The 5,926-nt window shown below is 31.4% G+C and carries 3 protein-coding genes; 1 reads left to right on the top strand and 2 read right to left on the bottom strand.

Annotated features, from left to right (window positions below; all coding sequences use genetic code 11):
• Positions 1-431: 431 nt before the first annotated feature.
• Entirely contained in the window at positions 432-1,958 is a 1,527-nt protein-coding gene (gene gltX, locus U9R42_01145; protein MEA3494621.1) for a glutamate--tRNA ligase, read from the top strand.
• 56 nt (positions 1,959-2,014) lie between these two features.
• On the opposite strand, the gene U9R42_01140 is transcribed toward gltX, so the two are convergent.
• Both U9R42_01140 and U9R42_01135 read right to left on the bottom strand, forming a co-directional pair.
• Positions 2,015-2,956 (bottom strand): hypothetical protein, encoded by a 942-nt coding sequence (locus tag U9R42_01140; GenBank protein ID MEA3494620.1) that lies wholly within the window; start codon positions 2,954-2,956, stop codon positions 2,015-2,017.
• Between the two features lie 82 nt (positions 2,957-3,038).
• A complete protein-coding gene (locus U9R42_01135) occupies positions 3,039-5,438 on the bottom strand; it encodes a sodium-translocating pyrophosphatase (GenBank protein ID MEA3494619.1) in 2,400 nt (799 codons plus the stop codon).
• Positions 5,439-5,926 lie beyond the last annotated feature (488 nt).

Below are 5,926 nucleotides of genomic sequence, written 5' to 3'. Positions count from 1 at the left end.
GTTTTTTAATGAATTATATGACAAAAGACAAATGGGTGATTATGATGATTTCGTAGAGTTAACTAAAGATAATGTTACTGAACTAATGCCAATTGCAAAGCAATTAATTGAAGAAGTTGAAAATCAAATTAATAAAAAGCTCCAATAGTTTTTTACCTTATATCCATATCGACTATCTAATCATTTTTATTTTGTGGCATCGGAAGTTGTTCCGACATCAAATAATCTTACCTTTGAAGGTTAAAAAAAACAGGCAATAATTGAAGGGGGGGTTCTATAAATACATTCGCCTGCCTATGTCGGCAGACAGGCATTAAGATTCTCAGAGTTTTTTATAGACAATGAAAAATTTGTGCCTTGCATCTTATTCATTATCTTTGTTTCTTAAAAGAAATGTATTTATAGAACCCCCCTAAATTAAAAACCAAATTATGAATTCAGAAGTAAGAGTAAGATTTGCACCTAGTCCTACAGGACCTTTACACATTGGAGGTGTTAGAACAGCACTTTATAATTATTTATTTGCAAGAAAACATAATGGCAAATTTATCCTAAGAATTGAAGATACCGATCAGGCAAGATTTGTTGAAGGAGCTGAGGACTATGTAAGAAATTCTTTAAAATGGCTGGGGCTGGATTATGACGAAGGACCTGTAAAAGGTGGAGATTTTGGACCATATAAACAATCTGAAAGAAAGGACATTTATAAAAAATATGTTGATAAATTATTGGATGAAGATAATGCTTATATCGCCTTTGACACTCAAGAAGAATTAAATTCAAAACGTGCAGAATTTGAAGCAAAGAAAAGTACTTTTAAGTATGATGCTGCTACAAGAATGCAAATGAAAAACTCTTTGTCTTTAAGGAGAAATGAGGTTAAAGAAAAAATGGAAGCAGGTGAACCTTATGTTGTAAGAATAAAAATTCCTGAGAACAAAGAAATAAAAGTTGAGGATGTTATTAGAGGAGAAATACTAATAAATTCTAATGAAGTTGATGATAAAGTTTTATTTAAATCTGACGGATTACCTACTTATCATCTTGCAAACATTGTTGATGATCATTTAATGAAAATTTCACATGTTATCAGAGGGGAAGAATGGCTTCCTTCCACACCTTTGCATGTTTTACTTTATGATTTTCTCGGGTGGAAAGATAGCATGCCAAAATTTGCTCACATACCTTTAACACTAAAACCAACAGGAAAAGGAAAACTCAGCAAACGTGACGGTGATAAAGGTGGCTTTCCAGTGTTTCCTTTGGAATGGAATAATCCCGAAAAGAACGAGATATTTAAAGGTTACAGAGAGTCGGGATATTTTCCTGAAGCAGTTGTTAATATTCTTGTTTTACTCGGATGGAATCCGGGAACAGAGCAAGAAATATTTTCACTTGATGAACTAATAGATGCATTTTCGCTTAACAATATTAACAAATCTGGAGCAAGATTTGACCCTGATAAAGCTAAATGGTTTAATCATTCATACTTGCAAAAGAAAAGCAATGAAGAACTTGCAGACTTATTTATTCCTATTTTAAAAGAAAAAAATATTACTTTAGAAAAGGAGAAAGTTATAAAAATAGTTTCATTAATAAAAGAACGAGCAGATTTTGTTGTTGACCTATGGGAACAATCATCATATTTTTTCGTTGCACCTGAAGATTATGATAAAAAAGTGGTGAAGAAAAAATGGAAAGAAGATACTCCTGAAATTGTATCAGATATAAAAGATATTCTTCAAAGTGCAAGCGAATTTACTTCAACGGCAATTGAAAATGAAGTAAAAAAATACATTGAAAAAAATGAGCTTGGCTTTGGAAAAGTTATGAATCCATTACGTTTATGCCTTGTTGGTTCCAACCAAGGAGCACATCTTTTTGACATTATGGAAATAATTGGTAAGGAAGAAACAATTTCAAGAATAGAGAGGGGATTGAAAACAATTAAAAAGTAAATTATTTTTGATAAGTTTTTTACTTTTTGGAAATAAACTAATCATCTTCACTCGTTCTATTCCTGCCCAATAAAATGCTGAATAAAGGCTGTAGCTTCCATTAGATATGCTAATCCGAGATGAATAATTACTCCCCCAAAAATACTTCTTAAATTAAGTGCAAAAACACCAAGTATGTATCCTCCAAAAAATGAACTTATGCATTCGGCTGCTGGCTTTCCAAAATGTATCATTACGTAAACAGATGCCATTGGCAATATTGCATCTCTACCAAGCAATGAAGCCATTCCAATTACTAAAGCACCACGATAAGCAAGCTCAACAAAAATAAAATCAAAACCATAAGCCATCTCAAACAATCCTGTCATTTGAAAAGTTGATAATCCGAAGGCACTACTTAAATGCCATGGTTTAAAACGCGGATATGCCTGAATAAAATCACTTTGAAATGATGCCCAAATTACCATAGGTAAGACAATCAAAATCATTGTAAGAAATACTTTTGAGTGCGAATTTTTAATTGTTAATCCATAAAGATTTTTGTCTTTTTTGTCAAAAATAAGTTTTATTAAAAACAAGGGTAGTAAAATTGTAATAACTGATTTTGTGTTTACGATTATTCTTTGCAAAAAATAACCATCGTAATAAAAATCAAATTGATTTACAATATCTTTATGAAAGTTAATACTTCTATCCAATGCTATAACTGTAAGAAAAAGAATGCTTTTAATCCAAAATCTATAATCCTTTAAAAGATGTTGTTTTTGCTTTAAAAAAATAATTGGTAATGCAATTCCAAAATATGCAATAAAGTTTACTAGAGTAAAAAACACCACTCCTTTTATACTTTCTTTGTGCGGATTTAAAATTGAATGTTCAATATCAAATTTATAGTTCAACCAAACTGCTATTGCAAGAAAAATGATAGTGTAAGTATAAATACGCCAATTGAAATCCTCTTGGATATGATTTTTCAATATTTTAACAAGTTTTTTCATACTGTAAAAGTAATAAAAAAGGTTGTCTGAATAATCAAACAACCTTTTAATTTATTAAAAATATAAAGTTCTTTTTTAAAAATTATTTTTTAATTCTCATTCCATAAAAAGACCTGTAAACGAAATAAAGTCCTATTGTAAACAATCCTATTCCAATATAAGGAAGGTAATTAGAAGCACCTTCTTCTGCAGCTTTAATCATGTGAATTGATATTTCTGCTGCCAAAAGTCCAAACAAAGTTGAGAATTTAATTATCGGATTTAAAGCAACTGAAGAAGTATCTTTAAAAGGATCACCAACAGTATCACCGATAACGGCAGCTTTATGCAATGGAGTTCCGTCTTCTTTCATATCAACTTCAACAACTTTTTTTGCGTTATCCCAAGCACCACCTGCATTAGCCATGTACATAGCCTGAAATAAACCAAATACTGCAATTGAAATTAAATATGCAACAAAAAAGTTAGGGTCAAAAAATGCAAATGCAAGAGTAAATGTAAATATTACTGCAAAAATATTCCACATTCCGTTTTGTGCATATTTTGTACATATTTTTACAACATTTTTTGATGATTCTAAGTCAGCTTTTTCAACATCTAAATTAATTGTTTTTTTAATATATTCAACAGCACGATAAGCACCTGTTGTAACAGCTTGCATTGAAGCACCTGAAAACCAAAAAATAACAGCACCACCTGTGATGAATCCTAAAAGAACCTGTGGGTCGGTTAGTTCCAATTGAAGTAATCCTGTTTTTTCTAATAAAAGAATTATTGAAAAAATCATTGTTGTTGCACCAATAACAGCAGTACCTATTAATACAGGTTTTGCTGTAGCTTTAAAAGTATTTCCTGCCGAATCATTTGCTTCGAGATGATGTTTACCATCTTTAAAATTAGGCTCAAAACCAAAATCTTTTTTAATCTCATCTTTAATATTAGGAATTTTTTCAATTTGAGATAATTCAAAAACAGACTGAGCATTGTCAGTAACAGGTCCGTAGCTGTCAACAGCAATAGTAACAGGCCCCATTCCTAAAAAGCCAAACGCAACAAGCCCGAATGCAAATATTGATGGATAAATCATAAAGGCATCTAATCCCATAGTACTTACATAAAAAGCTCCTACCATTAAAATAACCATTACCATTCCTTTCCAAAATGCACTAAAATTACCTGCAACAATTCCCGATAGAATTGTTAAGGAAGCACCACCTTCTTTTGAAGCTGTTACTATTTCGTTAACATGTCGTGATTTTGAACTTGTAAATGCTTTAGTAAATTCAGGAATAACAGCTGCTGCCAATGTACCAAAACTGATAATTGTTGCAAGCTTCCACCAAAGATCGTTGTCAACGATTTCTCCTATGTTTAATGTTCCAATAAGGAAATAACTTACAATATATGTAACAATTATTGAAATTATTGAAGTTATCCAAACGAGATTTGTTAATGGTGTTTCAAAATTGAATTTATCTGAATCTCCAAATTTAGCTTTTGAAATAGCGTGATTAATATAATATGCAATAATAGATGTAAGTATCATTAATAGTCGCATTACAAATATCCATACTATAAGAGTACTTTGAAATTCAATATTACCTATTGCCAATACAATAAAAGCTATTAAAGCAACACCTGTAACGCCATAAGTTTCAAAGCCATCAGCTGTAGGACCAACACTATCTCCTGCATTATCGCCTGTACAATCGGCAATAACACCGGGGTTACGTGGGTCATCTTCAGGAAGATTGAAAACAAGTTTCATAAGGTCAGCTCCAATATCAGCTATCTTTGTAAAAATTCCTCCGGCAATACGCAATGCACTTGCACCAAGCGATTCACCTATTGCAAAACCAATAAAACAAGCTCCTGCATTTTCTCCGGCAACAAATAGTAAAATTACAAGCATTAATATTAACTCAACAGATACCAATAACAACCCAACACTCATTCCTGATTGTAAAGGTATTGACATTACATTAAATGGTTTCTCTTTTAGTGCGGCAAAAGATGTACGGCTGTTAGCAAGTGTGTTTATTCTAATACCAAACCATGCAACACCATAAGAACCAAGTATCCCTAAAACTGTCCATAAAAGGATGAGTAATACTTTTGGAATTGTTATTCCTTCTACTAATCCAAGAAAATAATAAACAACGGCAACACTTATTATTATAAATAAAATAACAAGAAATTTACCTTGCTGAAAAAGATAAGTTTTACATGTTTCATAAATTGTGCTTGATATGTTAAGCATTGATTTATGGACAGGGATTTTCTTGATTTTTGAATATTGCCATATTCCAAAAAATAATCCAATAAAAGTAATAATTGAACCATACAATAAAAGTGACCAGCCATTCATTCCTAAATTCTCAAAATAACTTAGTCCAAGGTCAGGAATGGGTAAGTCAGCTTCGCTTGCAAATGTTAATATTGGAGAAACCAATAATAACAAAATAGGTAATAATCGTTTCATAATTTAAGGTGTTTTGTTTTAATACAATAAAAAAATAATCACAAAGATAATAATTATGAGTTTTTAACAAAGAATTTATTATTCATTTTATTACTTGGTAATTATTAAAAATAAGTTGTTGTTCAACAATTTGATTCTTTACCTTAAAGTTTCCCTCAAGAAAAAACACAAAAGATGTAATAAAAAGAAGTACTTAGAGTACTTATAGTGCCTAAAGTACTTAGAGTTATGTGTTACGAATAAACAAATTACGAGTCCGCAGTCGGCAGTCTCCAGTCGGCAGTAAAAAACAGTCCACAGTCAAATTTCAAATAAACAAATCACCAAATAAACAAATAAACAATTCTTACAACAACCCATAAAGTCGTCATTGTGAGGGAGGTACGACCGCGACAATCTCGGGCTTTTTAGCAGAGGTAGTCAAAAACAGTCCTCAGTCAGCAGTAGGCAGTCTCCAGCCAGCAGTCAAATTCCAAATAAACAAATCA

The sequence above is a fragment of the Bacteroidota bacterium genome, from assembly GCA_034723125.1.
Taxonomy (GTDB): domain Bacteria; phylum Bacteroidota; class Bacteroidia; order CAILMK01; family JAAYUY01; genus JAYEOP01.
The sequence above is the reverse complement of the archived record's forward strand: the minus strand, read 5'-3'. Positions and strand labels throughout refer to the sequence as shown.